Consider the following 16,376-nt stretch of genomic DNA (forward strand, 5'->3'; position numbering starts at 1 on the left):
AGGAGAGGGGCCGTACACACACGCGCGGGCACACTCAGTGCGCGGCGGACTCCCAGTCCCGCCCCACGCCGACCGACACGTCCAGCGGCGCGCTCAGCGACACCGCCCCGGCCATCTCGCGGCGGACCAGCGCCTCGACGGCCTCCCGCTCGCCCGGCGCGATCTCCAGCACGATTTCGTCGTGGACCTGCAGGAGCATCCGGGACGAGAGCTCCTCCGCCTCCAGCGCCTCGCCCACCCGCAGCATCGCGATCTTGACGATGTCCGCGGCCGTGCCCTGGATCGGGGCGTTCAGCGCCATCCGCTCGGCCATCTCGCGGCGCTGGCGGTTGTCGCTGTTGAGGTCCGGGAGGTAGCGGCGGCGGCCGAGCACCGTCTCGGTGTAGCCCGTGGCGCGGGCCTCGACGACGACCCGCTGCAGGTAATCCCGCACACCGCCGAAGCGCTCGAAGAAGGTGTCCATCAGCTTGCCGGCCTCACCCGGGGCGATGTTCAGCTGCTGGGACAGACCGAAGGCCGACAGGCCGTACGCGAGGCCGTACGACATCGCCTTGATCTTCCGGCGCATCTCCGGGTCGACCTCGGCCTTGGCCACGCCGAAGACCTGGGAGGCGACGGTGGTGTGCAGGTCCTCACCGGAGTTGAACGCCTCGATCAGGCCCTCGTCCTCCGACAGGTGGGCCATCACGCGCAGCTCGATCTGGCTGTAGTCGGCGGTCATCAGGGACTCGAAGCCCTCGCCCACGACGAAGCCGCGGCGGATGGCCCGGCCCTCGTCCGTCCGCACCGGGATGTTCTGCAGGTTGGGGTCGGTGGAGGAGAGCCGGCCCGTGGCGGCCACCGTCTGGTTGAAGGTGGTGTGGATGCGGCCGCCGGGGGCGATCGACTTGATCAGCCCCTCGACCGTGGAGCGCAGCTTCGACTGCTCACGGTGACGCAGCATGATCACCGGGAGCTCGTTCTCCGTCTGCGCCGCGAGCCAGGCCAGGGCGTCGGCGTCCGTGGTGTACCCGGTCTTGGTCTTCTTGGTCTTGGGCAGGCCCAGCTCTCCGAAGAGCACCTCCTGCAGCTGCTTCGGGGAGCCCAGGTTGAACTCGCGGCCCGCCGCGGCGTGCGCCTCCTGCACGGCCTGCTGCACCGCGGCCGCGAACTGCTGCTCCATGCGCTCCAGCCAGCCGCGGTCGGCGGCGATGCCCGCCCGCTCCATGCGGGCCAGCAGCGCGCTCGTCGGCAGCTCCACGTTGCGCATCAGCTCCGCCGCGCCGACCTCCTCCAGGCGCGTGGTGAACGCCGCGCCCAGGTCGAGGACCGTACGGGCCCGGCCCATCAGCGCATCGGCCTCGGCCTGCTCGTCCGCACCGAAGGCCAGCTGGCCGTCGCCCGCGGCGGCCGTGGCCAGCTCGCGGCCCAGGTACTCCACGGACAGGGCGTCCAGCGCGAAGGAGCGGCGCCCGGGCTTGACGAGGTACGCGGCCAGCGCCGTGTCCATGCTGACGCCCTCGACGGTCCAGCCGTGCTCGGCGAAGACCCGCATCGCGGACTTGGCGTCGTGCATGACCTTCGGCGCGCCCGCATCGGCGCTCCACGCGGCGAACGCCCGCTCGTCGGCCTCGTCCAGCTCGGCCGGGTCGAACCACGCGGCCGGGCCCTCGCCCGTCGCCAGCGCGATCTCCGCGACCCGGCCGCTGCCCAGCGACCACGAGTCGACCACGGCCACGCCGAGCGGAGCCGAGCCGTGCCCGGCCAGCCACGGCGCGAGCTCGCCGGCACCCAGCACCGTGCCGTCCACCTCGGCGCCGGCCTCGGGGACGATCTCCTCCGCCGCCTCCGCACCGGGGTCGGCCGCCAGCAGCCGGTCCCGCAGGCCCTGATTGCGGATCTCCAGGCCCTCCAGGAACGCGATCAGCGCCTTGCGGTCGTACGCCGCGCGGCGCAGCCCCTCCGGGCGCACGGGCAGCTCGACGTCGCGCACCATCTCCGTCAGACGGCGGTTGAGCTTGACGGCCTCCAGGTGATCGCGGAGGTTCTGCCCGGCCTTGCCCTTGACCTCCTCGACGCGCTCGACCAGGCCGGCGAAGGAGCCGAACTGGTTGATCCACTTCGCGGCCGTCTTCTCGCCCACGCCCGGGATGCCCGGCAGGTTGTCCGACGGGTCGCCGCGCAGGGCCGCGAAGTCCGGGTACTGCGAGGGGGTCAGGCCGTACTTCTCCTGCACCTTCTCCGGGGTGAAGCGGGTGAGCTCCGAGACGCCCTTCGTCGGATACAGCACCGTGACGTCGTCGGAGACGAGCTGGAAGGAATCGCGGTCGCCGGTGACGATCGAGACGTGGAAGCCCTCCGCCTCCGCCTGCGTGGCGAGCGTGGCGATCACGTCGTCGGCCTCGAAGCCGTCGACCGCGAACCGCGGCACGCTCATCGCATCCAGCATGTCGCCGATCAGCTCCACCTGGCCCTTGAAGTCGTCCGGCGTCTTGGAACGCGTCGCCTTGTACTCCGGGAACTCCTCGGAGCGCCACGTCTTGCGCGACACGTCGAACGCCACGGCGAAGTGCGTGGGCTGCTCGTCACGGAGGGTGTTCGCCAGCATGGACGCGAAGCCGTACACCGCATTCGTCGTCTGCCCGGCGGCCGTCGTGAAATTCTCCGCGGGCAGCGCGAAGAACGCCCGGTACGCCATCGAGTGCCCGTCCATGAGGAGCAGGCGGGGGCGACCTCCCTCCGCTGCCTCGGTGCCGGTCGGTTCGTTCGTCTTCACTGCCTTTGCTGCCACGCCCCCGATCCTGCCACGGCCCACTGACAATCCCGTCCACGGCGACCTCACCCCGGCGCCCGCCTCCGCCCCGTGACAGGATCGGAGCCGAACGCAGAGATCCGCACGCAGAGATCCGCACGCAAAGATCCATACGGAGAGATCCGTGAGATCCGTACGGAAGACCCGTACGCGACAGCGCACCACCGACCGCTCAAGGGAGAGCGACATGGCAGGCAAGCCCCCCACCGGCGATCCCGTCCAGGACGCACCGGACGTCACCGCCCCGCAGCACGCCGCCGCCGGGCTTCCCGCCGTCGCCCACTCCCTGCGCATCGCCCACCAGCAGATGGGCGCCCGCCGCACCGCCCTCACCCTGCTCAAGGTCAACCAGAAGGACGGCTTCGACTGCCCCGGCTGCGCCTGGCCCGAGCCGGACAAGCGCCATGCCGCCGAATTCTGCGAGAACGGCGCCAAGGCCGTCGCCGAAGAGGCCACGCTGCGCCGCGTCACCCCCGACTTCTTCGCCCGGCACCCGGTCTCCGACCTCGCAGGCCGCAGCGGCTACTGGCTCGGCCAGCAAGGCCGCCTGACCACACCCATGTACCTGGCCGAGGGCTCCGACGCCTACGAGCCGGTGAGCTGGGAGCGCGCCTTCGACATCATCGGCGAGGAGCTCGCAGCCCTCGGCTCCCCCGACGAGGCCGTCTTCTACACCTCCGGCCGCACCAGCAACGAAGCCGCCTTCCTCTACCAGCTCTTCGCCCGCGAGTTCGGCACCAACAACCTGCCCGACTGCTCCAACATGTGCCACGAGTCCTCCGGCTCGGCGCTGTCGGAGACCATCGGCATCGGCAAGGGCAGCGTCCTCCTGGAGGACCTCTACAAAGCCGACCTGATCATCGTCGCCGGGCAGAACCCGGGCACCAACCACCCGCGCATGCTCAGCGCCCTGGAGAAGGCCAAGCGCGGCGGAACGAAGATCATCACGGTCAACCCGCTCCCCGAAGCGGGCCTGGAACGCTTCAAGAACCCGCAGAACGCCCGCGGCCTCGCCGGCGCCGGCACCGCCCTGACCGACCTGTTCCTGCAGATCCGCCTCGGCGGCGACCAAGCACTCTTCCGCATCCTCAACAAGCTCGTCCTGCAGACCGAGGGCGCGGTCGACACCGGCTTCGTACGCGAACACACCCACGGATTCGAGGACTTCCGCGACACCGCGCTCGCCACCGGCTGGGACGAGACCCTGCGGGCCACGGGCCTGAGCCGGGCGGAGATCGAGCAGGCGCTCGGCATGGTCCTGGCATCGAAGCGCACCATCGTCTGCTGGGCCATGGGCCTGACCCAGCACAAGCACGCCGTACCCACCATCAAGGAGGTCGTCAACCTCCTGCTGCTGCGCGGGGACATCGGCCGCCCCGGCGCCGGCGTCTGCCCCGTCCGCGGCCACAGCAACGTCCAGGGCGACCGCACCATGGGCATCTTCGAACGCCCCGCACCGGCGTTCCTCGACGCCCTGGAAAAGGAATTCGGCTTCACCCCGCCGCGCGAGCACGGCCTTGACGTCGTCCGCGCCATCCGTGCGCTCCGCGACGGGCAGGCCAAGGTCTTCTTCGCCATGGGCGGCAACTTCGTCTCCGCCACCCCCGACACCGACGTCACCGAGGCCGCCGTGCGCCGCGCCCGCCTCACCGTGCACGTGTCGACCAAGCTCAACCGCTCCCACGTGGTCACGGGCGCCCGCGCCCTCATCCTGCCCACGCTCGGCCGCACCGAGCGCGACCGGCAGGCCGGCGGCGAGCAGTTCGTCACCGTCGAGGACTCCATGGGCATGGTCCACGCCTCCCGCGGCGGCCTGAAGCCCGCGAGCCCCCACCTCCTCTCCGAACCCGCCATCGTCTGCCGCCTGGCCCGGCGCGTCCTCGGCGCGGCCTCCACCACCCCGTGGGAGGCCTTCGAGCGGGACTACGGCACGATCCGCGACCGCATCGCACGCGTCATCCCCGGCTTCGAGGACTTCAACGCCCGCGTCGCCCACCCCGGCGGCTTCACCCTGCCCCATGCGCCCCGCGACGAGCGCCGCTTCCCGACCGCCACCGGCAAGGCCAACTTCACCGCCGCACCGGTCGAATACCCCCGCCTCCCCGAAGGCCGCCTGCTGCTGCAGACGCTCCGCTCCCACGACCAGTACAACACCACGATCTACGGCCTCGACGACCGCTACCGCGGCATCAAGAACGGCCGGCGCGTCGTCCTCGTCAGCCCCGAGGACGCCCGCGAACTCGACCTGGCCGACGGCTCCTACGCCGACCTCGTCAGCGAGTGGACCGACGGCACCGAACGCCGCGCCGCCGGCTTCCGCATCGTCCACTACCCGACCGCCCGCGGCTGCGCCGCCGCCTACTACCCGGAGACCAACGTCCTGGTCCCGCTCGACCACACCGCCGACACCAGCAACACCCCCGCCAGCAAGTCCCTGGTCATCAGGATCGAAAAGGCGGAGCAGGCGGAACAGGACGGTTCGCTGTCGGCACGGGCCGGGCACAAGGACGACCGGGCCGGTTGACGGCAAGGCCGTTGAACTGAAAAAACGTTCACACCACAACGGCCGAGGGTGATCGGAGCACGACGCATGGGCGAGCACGGCAAGACCACGTTTCCGCAGGAGGTCCTGGACCAGTGGTCCGGCAGCGGGCTCGACCTGCCCGCCCTCTTCTCCGCCGGGCACCTCGGCGAACGCATGAGCGTGCAGGTCGTCGAGGCCTCCCCGGAGCGCGTGGTCGGCACCATGCCCGTCGAGGGCAACACCCAGCCCTACGGTCTGCTGCACGGCGGCGCCTCCGCCGTGCTCGCCGAGACCCTCGGCTCCGTCGGCGCCATGCTGCACGGCGGCCCCTCCCGGATCGCCGTCGGCGTCGACCTCAACTGCACCCACCACCGGGGCGTCCGCTCCGGCATGGTGACCGGCGTCGCCACCCCCGTCCACCGCGGGCGCACCACCGCCACCTACGAGATCGTCGTGAGCGACGAGAACGACAAGCGCGTGTGCTCCGCGCGCCTCACCTGCATCCTGCGCGACGCCGAAACGGCCTGACGCCCGCCTGCGCGCCCCGCAGCACCTTCCCGCGCCCGCCGGGGCGCTCTACCGTGCCCGCATGCGGGCACCTTCGCGCCGCCGGCTGGCCGGCGCATCACTGCTGCTGACGGCCGCCGCCCTGGCCGGCTGCGGGGACTCCGCGGCCGGCCCGGCCCCGCGCTCCCCCACGCCCGACTCCCCCGTGCAGCTGTGCACCAAGCTCATCTCGTACTGGGCCGAGCAGGATCTCACCGGCGGCAAGGGGGCCGGGCTCGACTGGGAGCAGAAGGGCCTGTCCAACGAGCAGTTCGTCCTCTACGACGACATCGTGCAGGCGGCCCGCGGCGAACAGCGCAGGCACGGGACCGCCGCGGCCCTCGAACTGGTCCGCCGCCAGGCCCGGCAGCGCTGCGAGGCCGCGGGCGGGGCCACCCGCAGCTCGGAGAACTGGCGCCCTCCCACGTGACCGTGTGTAATCGCCACGCAGTGCGGGAAACGTAGCACCGTCGGCAGGACCACGCTCCTCGCGGCCCGTCCACCCCTTCCCGCGCCCTCGACTGCTTAGCGGAACTGCACTTTCTGGCTCCGCACTCGGGGGACAAATCACCATCCGCGAAGATCATTCACTCACGGCTGCTACACAAAACTCCCCAGAAGTGATCTGCGTCATAACAAGACAGTCACATCATGGCCAGCACCTCTGCCCCCCGCCGCCGCACCCCCCTAGAGTCACGGCCAGTCACCACCCCGCCGGGGAAAGGACACACCGTGCGCCACCGTCCCCTGCTCATCCTCACCAGCACCCTCGCCGTCGGCACGCTCGCCCTGAGCGCCTGCGGCTCACGCGACGGCGGCAAGAGCGACGACAACGAGGGCAGCGGCAAACAGACCACCGTCGTGATCGGTGTCGACGCCCCGCTGACCGGCTCCCTGTCCGCCCTCGGCCAGGGCATCAAGAACTCCGTCGACCTCGCCGCCCGCACCGCCAACAAGAACAAAGAGGTCCAGGGCGTCACCTTCAAGACCGAGGCCCTCGACGACCAGGCCGTCCCCGCCTCCGGCCAGCAGAACGCCACCAAACTCGTCGCCGACAAGACCGTCCTCGGCGTCGTCGGCCCCCTCAACTCCGGCGTCGCCCAGTCCATGCAAGGCGTCTTCGCCCGCGCCGACCTCACCCAGGTCTCCCCCGCCAACACCAGCCCCGAGCTCAGCCAGGGCGACAACTGGCTCAAGGGAGAGAAAAAACGCCCCTTCAAAACCTACTTCCGCACCGCCACCACCGACATCATCCAAGGCCGCTTCGCCGCACAGTACGCCTACAAGGACGCCAAGAAGAAGAAAGTCTTCGTCGTCGACGACAAACAGACCTACGGCGTCGGCCTCGCCTCCATCTTCGCCCAGGAATTCAAACGCCTCGGCGGCGAAGTCGTCGGCACCGACCACATCACCGTCAAAGAGACCGACTTCTCCAGCGTCGCCAACAAAGTCAAAATCAGCGGCGCGGACATCGTCTACTACGGCGGCCAGTACCCCGAAGGCGGCCTCCTCTCCGACCAGGTGAAGAAAACCGGGGCCCGCATCCCCCTCATGGGCGGCGACGGCGTCTACGACCCCGCCTTCATCAAAGCCTCCAGCGAGAACAACGACGGCGACCTCGGCACCTCCGTCGGCTATCCCGTCGAAGGCCTCGACTCCGCCAAGACCTTCGTCCAGAACTACAAGGACGCCGCCTACAAAGACCCCTACGCGGCCTACGGCGGCTACTCCTACGACGCAGCCTGGGCCATCATCCAAGCCGTCAAGAAAGCCGTCGCCGACAACAACGGGAAACTCCCCGCAAACGCCCGCGCGAAAGTCACCGAAGCCATGGGCGAAGTCTCCTTCGAAGGCGTGACCGGCAAGGTCTCCTTCGACGAATACGGAGACACCACCAACAAACAACTGACCGTCTACCAGGTCAAGGGCGACGCCTGGCAGTCCCTCAAGAGCGCCACCTTCAAGGACTGAACAGCCCCCCTAGGCCCTTCCAGGCCCTCCCGGGCACTGAAGCGGAAAACCGCACCCACCGCGCGAGGACGCACCCCACGCCCTCGCGCGGACCCACATCCGACACCCGCATCGGAGGCCCAGCGGTGCACCAACTGCCGCAAACGCTGGTCAACGGTCTCGCCCTCGGTGCCCTCTACGGCCTCATCGCCATCGGGTACACCATGGTCTACGGCATCGTCCAGCTCATCAACTTCGCCCACGGCGAGATCGTCATGATCGGGGGCTTCGGCGCCCTCAGCGTCCACCTGTGGCTTCCCGCCGGCACCCCCCTCTCCGCCGCCCTCCCCCTCATGCTCATCGGCGGCGCCCTCGCCTCCGTCGCCGTCGCCACCGCCGCCGAACGCTTCGCCTACCGGCCCCTGCGCAACGCCCCCAGGCTCGCCCCCCTCATCACCGCCATCGGCCTGTCCATCGCCCTCCAGCAACTCGTCTGGGCCTTCTACCCCGACGCCAAGAAATCCCGCGGCTTCCCCCAGTTCCAAGGCGACGCCTTCGAACTCGCCGGCAACATCCACATCCAGCGCGACGACGTCTTCGTCCTCCTCGCCGCACCCCTGTGCATGCTCGCCCTCGGCTACTTCGTCGCCGGAAGCCGCACCGGCCGCGCCATGCAAGCCACCGCCCAGGACCCGGACACCGCAAAACTCATGGGCATCAACACCGACCGCATCATCGTCCTCGCCTTCGCCATCGGCGGCGCCTTCGCCGCCGTCGCCGCAGTCGCCGCAGGCCTCCGCGCCGGACAAATCAACTTCGAAATGGGCTTCATCCTCGGCCTCAAAGCCTTCACCGCCGCCGTCCTCGGCGGCATCGGCAACATCTACGGCGCCATGCTCGGCGGAGTCGTCCTCGGCATCGCCGAAGCCGCCGCCTCCACCTACATCCAGCACATCCCCGGAATGCAGCAACTCGGCGGAGGCGGCTGGAAGGACGTATGGGCCTTCGCCCTCCTCATCCTCGTCCTCCTCATCAGGCCCCAAGGGCTACTCGGCGAACGAGTCGCGGATCGGGCGTGAGCACGATGAACCCACACAAGACCGCAGCCCCCACCACCGAGACAACCCCCCTCATCCCCCTCCCCCTCGCCACCGCCCGCATCCTCACCACCACCGGAGCCGTCCTCAGCGCCGCCTCCACCTACCTCTCCTGGACCTGGACCACCGACTTCCCCGGCAACCTCACCGTCACCGGCTACCCCGGCGGCCTCCAACTCCTCACCCTCACCGGCGCCCTCCTCACCCTCGCCTACACCCTCACCACCTGGAACATCCCAGGCCTCCGCTGGCTCAACCCCGCCCGCAGCCACAACCCCACCGCACTCCTGGCCACAGCCACCCTCGCCACCACCTGGTACACACTCATCGCCATCGCCGTACAGCTCGGCGGACTCGTCAACCTCGAACCCGGCGGATACGCCGCCGCCCTCGCCACCCTCCTCACCCTCCTCGGCGCCCTCGCCCTCCCCCTCGACCGGCGCACCACCGACTCCTACCCGCCCACCAGCCCCCTGAGCACCACCCGCACCGGAGCCCCCCTCCGCGCCGTCCTCCGCACCATCCGCCCGGGCCCCACCGACCGGCAACCACCACCAGCCCGGCCCCTGCCCCCCTGGGCCGAGATCCTCGTCATCGCCGCAACCTTCGGCCTCGCCCTCGGCCTGGTCACCTACGGCATCGGCACCGCATACGGAGAACTCTTCACAGGCTTCCTGCTCCTCGCCGGCCTCGGCACCGCAGCCCTCGCCCGAGCCGGGCTCATCAAACGACTCACCACCCTCACCACCAAGCACCGCACCCCCACCATCACCGCCGCCTTCGCCGCCGCAGCCCTCTTCCCCCTCACCCAGGACACCGACCAGTACACCCTCATCGCCGTCAACATCCTGATCTTCTCCACCGTCGCCCTCGGCCTCAACGTCGTCGTCGGCCTCGCCGGCCTCCTCGACCTCGGCTACGTCGCCTTCCTCGGCGTCGGCGCCTACACCGCCGCCCTCGTCTCCGGCACCACCGCATCCACCCTCGACGTCCACTTCCCCTTCTGGGCCGCCGTCCTCACCGGAGCCGCCGCCTCACTCATCTTCGGCGTCGTCATCGGAGCCCCCACCCTCCGCCTGCGCGGCGACTACCTCGCCATCGTCACTCTCGGATTCGGAGAAATCTTCCGCATCACCGTCGGCAACCTCAACGGCGAATCCGGCCCCTCCCTCACCAACGGACCCAACGGCATCCCCAACATCCCCGACCTCGCCCTCTTCGGCTACGACTTCGGCGAAACCCACACCCTCGGCGCCATCACCCTCAACCCCTTCGCCAACTACTACCTCCTCATGCTGCTCTTCACCGTCCTCGTCGTCCTCGTCTTCAGCCGCGCCGGCAACTCCCGCATCGGACGCGCCTGGATCGCCATCCGCGAAGACGAAACCGCCGCCACCGCCATGGGCATCAACGGCTTCCGGCTCAAACTCCTCGCCTTCGCCCTCGGCGCCACCCTCGCCGGACTCGCCGGCACCGTCCAAGCCCACGTCGCCTACACCGTCGTCCCCGAGCAATACGTCTTCGCCGGCCCCGTACCGCCCAACTCCGCCTTCCTCCTCGCAGCCGTCATCCTCGGCGGCATGGGCACCATCAGCGGCCCCCTCCTCGGCGCCGCCCTCCTCTACCTCATCCCCGCCAAACTCCAGTTCCTCCACGACTACCAACTGCTCGCCTTCGGCGCCGCCCTCATCCTCCTCATGCGCTTCCGCCCCGAAGGACTCATCCCCGACCGCCGCCGCCAGCTCGAATTCCACGAAGGAACCACCGGCGGCAGCAGCACCCTCACGCACGCGGAGGCGTCCACACCATGACCACCACCGCCGCCGCCCCCGCTCAGGCACCCGCCGACGCACCCGCCCTGACCGCCACCGGCGTCACCATGCGCTTCGGCGGCCTCACCGCCGTCCGCAACGTCGACCTCACCGTCCACCGCAACGAAATCGTCGGCCTCATCGGACCCAACGGCGCAGGAAAAACCACCTTCTTCAACTGCCTCACCGGCCTCTACGTCCCCACCGAAGGCACCGTCGCCTTCCAGGGCGTCACCCTCCCGCCCAAACCCCACCTCGTCACCAAAGCCGGCATCGCACGCACCTTCCAGAACATCCGACTCTTCGCCAACATGACCGTCCTGGAAAACGTCCTCGTCGGCCGCCACACCCGCACCAAAGAAGGCCTCTTCTCCGCCCTCCTACGCGGCCCCGCATTCCGCCGCGCCGAACAAGCCTCCGAAGAACGCGCCATGGAACTCCTGGCCTTCACCGGCCTCGCCGCCAAACGCGACCACCTCGCCCGCAACCTCCCCTACGGCGAACAACGCAAACTGGAGATCGCACGCGCCCTCGCCAGCGACCCAGGGCTCCTCCTCCTCGACGAACCCACCGCCGGAATGAACCCCCAGGAAACCCGCGCCACCGAAACACTCGTCCGCGCGATCCGCACCCAAGGAACCGCCGTCCTCGTCATCGAGCACGACATGCGATTCATCTTCAACCTCTGCGACCGCGTCGCCGTCCTCGTCCAAGGCGAGAAACTCACCGAAGGCACCTCCGACGCCGTCCAAGCCGACGAACGCGTCATCGCCGCCTACCTCGGCACCCCCTTCGAAGGCGCCCCCGGAGAAGAAGAAGCCGCCGAAGTAGCCGCCGCCGAAGCCCGCACGGAGGAAGGAGACGAGCGGTGACCGCCCTCCTCGAAGTCCACAACCTCCGCGTCGCCTACGGCAAGATCGAAGCCGTCAAAGGCATCTCGTTCACCGTCGAAGCCGGCCAGGTCGTCACCCTCATTGGCACCAACGGCGCCGGCAAGACCACCACCCTGCGCACCCTCTCCGGACTCCTCAAGCCCCTCGACGGCACCATCCGCTTCGAAGGCCGGCCACTGACCGGAGTCCCCGCCCACCGCGTCGTCGCCCTCGGCCTCGCCCACTCCCCCGAAGGCCGGCACATCTTCCCCCGCCTCACCATCGCCGAAAACCTCCAGCTCGGAGCGTTCCTCCGCAAGGACACCGCCGGAATCGCACAGGACGTGCAGCGCGTCTACGACCTCTTCCCCATCCTCGGCGAACGCGCACGCCAGGCCGCCGGCACGCTCTCCGGAGGCGAACAGCAGATGCTCGCCATGGGCCGGGCCCTGATGTCCCGCCCCAAGCTCCTCATGCTCGACGAGCCCTCCATGGGCCTCTCGCCGATCATGATGCAGCGGATCATGGCCACGATCACCGAGCTCCGGGCCTCCGGCACCACGATCCTGCTCGTCGAGCAGAACGCGCGGGCCGCGCTCTCCCTGGCCGACCGCGGCCACGTCATGGAGATCGGGAAGATCGTCCTCTCCGGGACGGGGGCGGACCTCCTCCACGACGAGTCGGTACGCAAGGCGTACCTGGGCGAAGACTGACGAGGGCCCGCGTCCGGTACGGACACGGGCCCTCGCTCACGTTACGGCCTGGGCTACTGCCCCTTCGCCGCCTTCTTCTCCTCGGCGTCCTCGATGACCGCCTCGGCGACCTGCTGCATCGACAGACGGCGGTCCATCGACGTCTTCTGGATCCAGCGGAAGGCCGCCGGCTCGGTCAGCCCGTACTGCGTCTGCAGAATGCTCTTCGCACGGTCGACCAGCTTGCGCGTCTCCAGCCGCTGGGAGAGGTCCGCGACCTCCTTCTCCAGGGCCTTCAGCTCAGTGAAGCGGGAGACGGCCATCTCGATGGCCGGGACGACGTCGCTCTTGCTGAAGGGCTTGACGAGGTACGCCATGGCCCCGGCGTCCCGGGCCCGCTCGACCAGCTCGCGCTGGGAGAAGGCGGTCAGCATCAGCACGGGCGCGATCGAATCGCGGGCGATCTGCTCGGCGGCGGAGATCCCGTCCAGGACGGGCATCTTCACGTCGAGGATCACCAGGTCGGGACGGTGCTCCCGGGCCAGCGCGACCGCGGTCTCGCCGTCGCCCGCCTCGCCCACGACGGAGTAGCCCTCTTCCTCGAGCATCTCTTTGAGGTCAAGACGGATCAGGGCCTCGTCCTCGGCGATCACGACACGGGTGACATGCGGAGGGGTGTGCTGCGGCTCGTCGTCGACGGGCGGCGTGGGCTCGGCGGCGGTCACGGGTCTCCTCGTTCCAGGGCAAGGTGCTGCCCCATGAGCCTACCTAGCTGCGGTATGTTTGACGCACGGCGGGATTCCGCTAACCTTGGTTTCATAGGCTAGCCCCGATAGCCCAGCGGTAGAGGCCATGGATTCAAAACCCATTCAGCGTCGGTTCGAATCCGACTCGGGGCACTTTCCCTTCTTTTCCAAGGTCGCCAATCGGTTCTCGCCGCGAGGGGATCTTCGCTCGTCAGGGTGAACGAACCTTCGAATCCTGTCTTCCGGTGCGGCGCCTCACCGAAGCTCGTCTCTGTGTACGACATGGAGACGCGCAATCGCGCCGTAAGTCTGATGAGGGACGGCGTACCGAACCGCATCGTGGCCGAAAGGCTGGGCATCCCCCGCGGCACTGTCGGCTGGTGGATGTCCGAGGACCGGAGACGCAGGGGCGAATCGTTCGTACGCCCGACGGATTGCCCCAGATGCACTGGTCGGGCGTTCGACCACCGGGCCTACTCCTACCTCCTCGGTCTCTACCTCGGCGATGGCCACATCATCGCGAAGCCCAAACAGAACCACCTGTCCATCTACTGCGGCGACGTATGGCCCGGCCTGATCGATGCAGCCGAGGAGGCCATGCAGAAGGTCATGGCGCTTCCCAGCACCGGCAGGCGGCAGAAGAAGGGCTGCACGGAGGTGAAGTCCTACTCAGCACACTGGCCATGCATGTTTCCCCAGCACGGGCCGGGCAAGAAGCATGAGCGACGTATCGCCTTGGAGGACTGGCAGCAGGGCATCGTGGATGCTCATCCCTGGGAGTTCTTACGAGGACTCATCCACTCCGATGGATGCAGGGTCACGAACTGGACCACCAGGATGGTGAACGGAGCGCGCAAGCGCTACGAGTACCCGAGGTACATGTTCACCAACAAGTCCGACGACATCCGCAAGTTGTACTGCGACACTCTCACCAAGGTGGGCGTCGAGTGGACCACGCTGGCCCGCGGCAGCGACCCCTTCAACATATCTGTCGCCCGCAAGGCATCCGTCGCCCTCATGGACGCCCACATCGGGCCCAAGTACTGACGAAGTACGCCTACTCCTCACCAATATGGTGCACCCGCACCATATTCGTCGTGCCAGGCGTCGCCGGCGGGGAGCCCGCCGTGATGATCACCCGGTCACCCTTCCGGCAGCGCCCGATCCGCAGCAGGTACTCGTCGACCTGGTCGACCATCTCGTCCGTCGTCTGCACCATCGGCCCCAGGAACGTCTCCACGCCCCACGTCAGGCTCAGTTGCGCCGCCGTCGCCGCCTCCGGTGTGAACGCCAGCAACGGGATCGGGGAGCGGTAGCGCGACAGCCTGCGTACCGTGTCGCCGGACTGGGTGAAGGCGACCAGGAACTTCGCCTCCAGGAAGTCGCCCATCTCGGCGGCCGCGCGTGCCACCGAGCCGCCCTGGGTACGGGGCTTGCTCCGCTCGGTCAGGGGTGGCAGGCCCTTGGCCAGCAGATCCTCCTCCGCCGCGGTCACGATGCGGCCCATGGTCTTGACCGTCTCCACGGGGTACTTGCCGACGCTCGTCTCGCCGCTGAGCATGACCGCGTCCGTGCCGTCGATGACGGCGTTCGCGACGTCCGAGGCCTCCGCGCGGGTGGGGCGGGATGCGTCGATCATCGAGTCGAGCATCTGTGTCGCCACGATGACCGGCTTGGCGTTGCGCTTTGCGAGTTTGATGGCTCGCTTCTGGACGATCGGGACGGTCTCCAGGGGCATTTCGACGCCGAGGTCGCCGCGGGCGACCATGATGCCGTCGAAGGCGGCGACGATGCCGTCCAGGTTCTCGACGGCCTGCGGCTTCTCGATCTTGGCGATGACGGGGAGGCGGTGGCCTTCCTCGTCCATGACGCGGTGGACGTCGACGATGTCGTCCGCGCTGCGGACGAAGGACAGGGCGATGATGTCGGCGCCGATGCCGAGGGCCCAGCGCAGGTCTTCGACGTCCTTGTCGGAGAGGGCGGGGACGGAGACGGCGACGCCGGGGAGGTTGAGGCCCTTGTGGTCGGAGACCATGCCGCCTTCGATGACGATGGCCCGTACGCGCGGGCCGTCGACCTCTGTTACTTCGAGGGTGACGCGGCCGTCGTCGACGAGGATGCGTTCGCCTTTGCTGACGTCGGCGGCGAGGCCGTCGTAGGTGGTGCCGCAGGTGTGGCGGTCGCCTTCGACGGGTTCGACGGTGATGGTGAATTCGTCGCCGCGTTCAAGGAGTACGGGGCCTTCGTGGAAGCGGCCGAGGCGGATCTTCGGGCCTTGAAGGTCGGCGAGGACGCCGACGCTGCGGCCGGCCTCTGCGGCGGCCTTGCGTACGCGCTGGTAGCGGGCCTCGTGGTCGGCGTAGGTGCCGTGGCTGAGGTTGAAGCGGGCGACGTCCATGCCGGCGTCGACGAGTGCCTTGATCTGCTCGTACGAGTCGGTGGCGGGCCCGAGGGTGCAGACGATTTTTGCTCGGCGCATGTCTCGACCTTACGACCTACCAGTGGGTAGCGAATCCGTCGGCGGCGACAGCCCAACGGCCTTTGGGTAAAAGGTTTTTGACAACGAGTGAATGGGCGCGTGCGCGCTCTGATGAGCACTTCTGGGGTCTGTGCTCGGCCGTGTCAGAGCCGGGGCGGGGTTATCGCGAAGCGGGCGCTGACCTGGGCGTGGACGCTCTGTTGCTGGGGTTCGAGGTCCAGTTCGGGTGCGGGGGCGGCGCCTGCGTAGCCGCCGGCGCGGGCCCTGCGTATGCCGCCGGGCGGCGCGGCGTGGCCGGTGTGTTCGGCGCCGTCGTCGGCGAGTTCGAGGAGGGCCGTGAGTTCGGCGCCGAGGGCGGCGGCGTATTCGCGGGCGCGCTGGACGGCTTCTTGGACGGCGCGGCGGCGGGCCTCGGCGTGGGCGGGTGAGTGGGGGCGTAGGGCCCACCAGGGGCCGGTGACGCGGGTGAAGGGGAGTTCGGCGATGCGGGTGGTGAGTTCGCCGAGGATGGTGAAGTCCGTGAGGGTGGCGGTGATGTAGACGCTGCCGTGGTAGGAGCGGATGCGCTCGTGGCGGCCTTTTTCGGTGAGTTGTGGGGCGATGGTGACGAGTCCGGTCTCGATTTTTTCTACGGCGTTGCTGTGGGACTTGAGGAGGTTGAGGGCTTGGGTGTTGCGGTGTGTGAGGTCTTGGAGGGTGGTGGTGCGGTCGGTGCCGCGTGCGGTGACGGCGATGCTGAGGCGGGCGATTTCGGGGTCGACTTGGAGGTGGGCTTCGCCGCGGACGGAGAGGCGGGGGGTTTCGGGGGTGCCGTAGGGCAGGAGTTCGGGTGCGGTCATGGGGTCAGTGTCGGCTGTGGCGGGGTGGC

The 16,376-nt window shown here is 69.0% G+C and carries 13 protein-coding genes and 1 tRNA gene; 10 read left to right on the forward strand and 4 right to left on the reverse strand.

Annotation, left to right across the window (positions count from 1 at the left end; genetic code table 11):
• Positions 1–34 precede the first annotated feature (34 nt).
• Positions 35–2,770, reverse strand: coding sequence for a DNA polymerase I (polA, locus tag FGW37_RS08180; protein WP_179080460.1), 2,736 nt, complete (start codon positions 2,768–2,770; stop codon positions 35–37).
• Between the two features lie 208 nt (positions 2,771–2,978).
• On the opposite strand from polA, the gene FGW37_RS08185 reads away from it, so the two are divergent.
• The 8 genes from FGW37_RS08185 to FGW37_RS08220 all read left to right on the forward strand — a co-directional run bounded on the left by FGW37_RS08185 (position 2,979) and on the right by FGW37_RS08220 (position 12,304).
• Entirely contained in the window at positions 2,979–5,315 is a 2,337-nt protein-coding gene (locus FGW37_RS08185) for an FdhF/YdeP family oxidoreductase (protein WP_179080461.1), read from the forward strand.
• Between the two features lie 66 nt (positions 5,316–5,381).
• Positions 5,382–5,843 carry a PaaI family thioesterase gene (locus FGW37_RS08190; RefSeq protein WP_179080462.1) on the forward strand — a complete coding sequence of 154 codons (462 nt, stop codon included), beginning with the start codon at positions 5,382–5,384 and terminating at the stop codon, positions 5,841–5,843.
• Positions 5,844–5,904: 61 nt separating this feature from the next.
• On the forward strand, positions 5,905–6,291 hold the full coding sequence (locus FGW37_RS08195; protein WP_179080463.1) for a hypothetical protein: 387 nt from the start codon (positions 5,905–5,907) through the stop codon (positions 6,289–6,291).
• A 302-nt stretch (positions 6,292–6,593) separates the two neighbouring features.
• Positions 6,594–7,832, forward strand: coding sequence for a branched-chain amino acid ABC transporter substrate-binding protein (locus FGW37_RS08200; RefSeq protein ID WP_179080464.1), 1,239 nt, complete (start codon positions 6,594–6,596; stop codon positions 7,830–7,832).
• 125 nt (positions 7,833–7,957) lie between these two features.
• Positions 7,958–8,890 carry a branched-chain amino acid ABC transporter permease gene (locus FGW37_RS08205; protein WP_179080465.1) on the forward strand — a complete coding sequence of 311 codons (933 nt, stop codon included), beginning with the start codon at positions 7,958–7,960 and terminating at the stop codon, positions 8,888–8,890.
• Positions 8,891–8,895: 5 nt separating this feature from the next.
• On the forward strand, positions 8,896–10,719 hold the full coding sequence (locus FGW37_RS08210) for a branched-chain amino acid ABC transporter permease (protein ID WP_246430740.1): 1,824 nt from the start codon (positions 8,896–8,898) through the stop codon (positions 10,717–10,719).
• Entirely contained in the window at positions 10,716–11,591 is an 876-nt protein-coding gene (locus tag FGW37_RS08215; protein WP_179080467.1) for an ABC transporter ATP-binding protein, read from the forward strand. Before FGW37_RS08210 ends, FGW37_RS08215 begins: the two co-directional genes overlap by 4 nt.
• A complete protein-coding gene (locus FGW37_RS08220) occupies positions 11,588–12,304 on the forward strand; it encodes an ABC transporter ATP-binding protein (RefSeq protein WP_179080468.1) in 717 nt (238 codons plus the stop codon). The genes FGW37_RS08215 and FGW37_RS08220 overlap by 4 nt, the downstream gene beginning before the upstream one ends.
• 53 nt (positions 12,305–12,357) lie before the next feature.
• Here the strand turns inward: FGW37_RS08220 and FGW37_RS08225 are convergent, their stop codons facing one another.
• Positions 12,358–13,008, reverse strand: a complete 651-nt coding sequence (locus tag FGW37_RS08225) for an ANTAR domain-containing response regulator (protein WP_058044893.1) — start codon at positions 13,006–13,008, stop codon at positions 12,358–12,360.
• Between the two features lie 101 nt (positions 13,009–13,109).
• Here FGW37_RS08225 and FGW37_RS08230 point away from each other — a divergent pair.
• A tRNA-Leu gene (locus FGW37_RS08230) sits at positions 13,110–13,182 on the forward strand.
• A gap of 129 nt (positions 13,183–13,311) precedes the next feature.
• Positions 13,312–14,076, forward strand: a complete 765-nt coding sequence (locus tag FGW37_RS08235; protein ID WP_246430741.1) for a helix-turn-helix domain-containing protein — start codon at positions 13,312–13,314, stop codon at positions 14,074–14,076.
• Positions 14,077–14,086: 10 nt separating this feature from the next.
• Here the strand turns inward: FGW37_RS08235 and pyk are convergent, their stop codons facing one another.
• Together pyk and FGW37_RS08245 are read right to left on the reverse strand one after the other, a co-directional pair.
• A complete protein-coding gene (gene pyk, locus FGW37_RS08240) occupies positions 14,087–15,508 on the reverse strand; it encodes a pyruvate kinase (protein WP_179080469.1) in 1,422 nt (473 codons plus the stop codon).
• A 143-nt stretch (positions 15,509–15,651) separates the two neighbouring features.
• Positions 15,652–16,347 carry an SIMPL domain-containing protein gene (locus FGW37_RS08245; RefSeq protein WP_179080470.1) on the reverse strand — a complete coding sequence of 232 codons (696 nt, stop codon included), beginning with the start codon at positions 16,345–16,347 and terminating at the stop codon, positions 15,652–15,654.
• Positions 16,348–16,376: the final 29 nt, after the last annotated feature.

The sequence above is a fragment of the Streptomyces rectiverticillatus genome, from assembly GCF_013394065.1.
GTDB lineage: Bacteria > Actinomycetota > Actinomycetes > Streptomycetales > Streptomycetaceae > Streptomyces > Streptomyces rectiverticillatus.